Below are 2,237 nucleotides of genomic sequence, written 5' to 3'. Positions count from 1 at the left end.
GTTTCGGTTGAGACAGCGTCACACCCACCGGGCGGCCAGCCTCTCGGCCTTCCGCCCCGCCGTGCGGTGCAACAAGAAGAACATTACACACCCGTTTCCCCGAAGGTCAAATCGGGGTCCCCTGGACGTCATCTCGGCCCCACGGACCCCGGGATTCCGGGCTTCTCGAGGGTCCGCGGAGGGGCCCAGGAGCCCCGCGAGGCGTCTCAGCCCGCAGAACTCGCGGTGCGATGTAGGTCACGGTGTGCTTCGTAGATGCGCGCGTTCTCGTGGAGACGCTCCACCTCGGCCTCGGACAGCTCGCGGCGGACCTTCCCCGGCACGCCGGCGACGAGGGACCGGGGCGGCACCTCCATCCCCTCGGTGACCACCGCGCCGGCGGCGACCAGGCACTCCTCGCCGATGGTCGCCCCGTTCATGACCACGGCCCCCATGCCCACCAGGACGTGGTCGCCGATGGTCGCGCCGTGCACGACGGCGCCGTGCCCCACCGAGACGCCCTCCCCCAGCCGGACGGGCTTGCCCCGGTCGACGTGGAAGACGCAGTTGTCCTGGACGTTGGACCGGGCCCCGATCTCGATCGGCTCGTTGTCGGCCCGCAGGACGGCCCCGTAGAAGACGCTCGCTCCCTCTCCCAGGGACACGGCACCGACCAGGGTGGCGTTCGGGGCGACCCAGGCGGTCTCGTGGACGTCGGGCGTGCGGTCGGGCAGCGGGATCAGCATGACCCCAACGTACTCAGGAGCGGCGTCGCCGCAGCCCCAGCGAGACGGCCGCGACGACCGCGACCGCGGCAGTGGCGCCGACCACCGTGGTGAGCCCCAGAGCCTCGCGCTGCGGCGCGCTCACCGGCCGTGCCGCGCTCGAGCCCGCAGCGTCGGCGGACGGGTGTCGAGGCGGCGGCCTCGGGCAGCGCGAGGCGCCACAGCGGCTGGCCCGCCCCCTCGCTCCCCACCAGGAAGGTGTCACCGGCCGGCTCGACCGCGACGGTCTCGCCCTGGCGCAGCCCGGTGACCGGAAGGTTCGCGACCGGGTCGCGGTCGGGGTCGGACGCGTCGAGCACGACGACGGAGACGTACGTGCGCAGCAGCAGCCGGCGTCCGTCCGGTGACAGCGCTGCGTCGGTGATCATGAGCGGCAGGTCGTCGGCGGTCAGCTCCGCGACCGCGCGGGACCCCGCCTCGAGCGTGCCCGGGGCCAGCTCATAGCTCTCGCCGCCGGACAGGTTCTTGCTGAACAGCTCCACCGTGCCGTCGTCGTGGACGACCATCGCCTCGACGTCCGGGGAGGCGTCGTCGTCGTACGCGATCGGGTACCGCGTCGGCTCGACGGCACCGTCGCTCACGCCCGGCTCGTCCAGCACGTACACGGAGGCGTCGTGACGCACCCCGCGGTTGTCGCCGGTGTCGGCGACCCAGAGCCGTCCGTCCGCGTCGAGCGCGAGCGCCTCGACGTCGCGGAAGCCCTCGCCCCGCAGGCGGGTGGCTCCGACCACCTCGCCGGTCGACACGCGCACGGCGAGGACGAGCGGCTCGTGGCCGGAGTCGTTGACGGTGTACGCCAGGTCGTCGTGCCGCCGGCTGACCGCGAGACCGCTGGACTCGGTGACGCGCGGGTCGTCGATCCGTGAGACCTCCTCGGGCGCCGGACCGCCGCCGGACGCCTGCGCGTCCTGCACGAGCGAGGCCACGACGACCACGACGAGCAGGAGCGTGAGGAGTCCGGGGATCAGCAGCCGCCGGTAGCGAGGATTCATCGCGGTCAGTGTCTCAGGAGCCGCCGCGGCCGTCGCGGCACGGGCGGTAGTCTGGGGACGTGAGCGACGGCGAGGACTGGGAGATCCACGAGGGCGACGGACCGGCGACCATCGAGCGCAAGCTCGGTCACCGGGAGCGTGCCCGCCTGGAGCGCATCGCCCGCCGTCACGAGTTCGGCCGGCCCGAGGTCACCGAGCTCGAGCTCGGCCGCACCACGCACCGCGTCGCCCAGGTCGAGCCGATGGACCTCGACGGCGTCCGCACCATGACGGTGGGGACGATCGTCTGGGGCGTCGCGATCCTGGCCCTGCTGCCCTTCCTGGGCACGCTGGACGACGACGGCCGCACCTGGTGGCTGTGGACCTGCATCGCCGGCTTCGGGCTGGGCCTCATCGGCGTGGAGTACTGCCGCCGGCGCCGCAAGGCGCTGCGCTCGGCCGTCCCGGCCGGCGGACGCCGACGCCGGGCCTAGCGCTCGGG

Annotated in this window: 3 protein-coding genes; 1 reads left to right on the top strand and 2 read right to left on the bottom strand. The window is 73.5% G+C overall.

Annotated elements, in window-relative coordinates; all coding sequences use genetic code 11:
• Window positions 1-206 precede the first annotated feature (206 nt).
• Together AC2W7G_RS14295 and AC2W7G_RS14290 are read right to left on the bottom strand one after the other, a co-directional pair.
• The gene (locus tag AC2W7G_RS14295; RefSeq protein ID WP_485869022.1) at window positions 207-725 is read right to left on the bottom strand and encodes a gamma carbonic anhydrase family protein; all 519 of its coding nucleotides are present in this window, start codon (window positions 723-725) and stop codon (window positions 207-209) included.
• Entirely contained in the window at window positions 719-1,756 is a 1,038-nt protein-coding gene (locus AC2W7G_RS14290; protein ID WP_485869021.1) for a hypothetical protein, read from the bottom strand. The genes AC2W7G_RS14295 and AC2W7G_RS14290 overlap by 7 nt, the downstream gene beginning before the upstream one ends.
• A gap of 59 nt (window positions 1,757-1,815) precedes the next feature.
• On the opposite strand from AC2W7G_RS14290, the gene AC2W7G_RS14285 reads away from it, so the two are divergent.
• The gene (locus AC2W7G_RS14285; protein ID WP_485869020.1) at window positions 1,816-2,229 is read left to right on the top strand and encodes a DUF2530 domain-containing protein; all 414 of its coding nucleotides are present in this window, start codon (window positions 1,816-1,818) and stop codon (window positions 2,227-2,229) included.
• Window positions 2,230-2,237 lie beyond the last annotated feature (8 nt).

The sequence above is a fragment of the Aeromicrobium sp. PFPM2_SD2 genome (assembly GCF_057364525.1).
The sequence above is the reverse complement of the archived record's forward strand: the minus strand, read 5'-3'. Positions and strand labels throughout refer to the sequence as shown.

Bases quoted from the DNA above. Each gene is read 5' to 3' on its own strand.
- AC2W7G_RS14290 (WP_485869021.1), bottom strand. From the start codon at position 1,756: ATGAATCCTCGCTACCGGCGGCTGCTGATCCCCGGACTCCTCACGCTC.
- AC2W7G_RS14295 (WP_485869022.1), bottom strand. From the start codon at position 725: ATGCTGATCCCGCTGCCCGACCGCACGCCCGACGTCCACGAGACCGCC.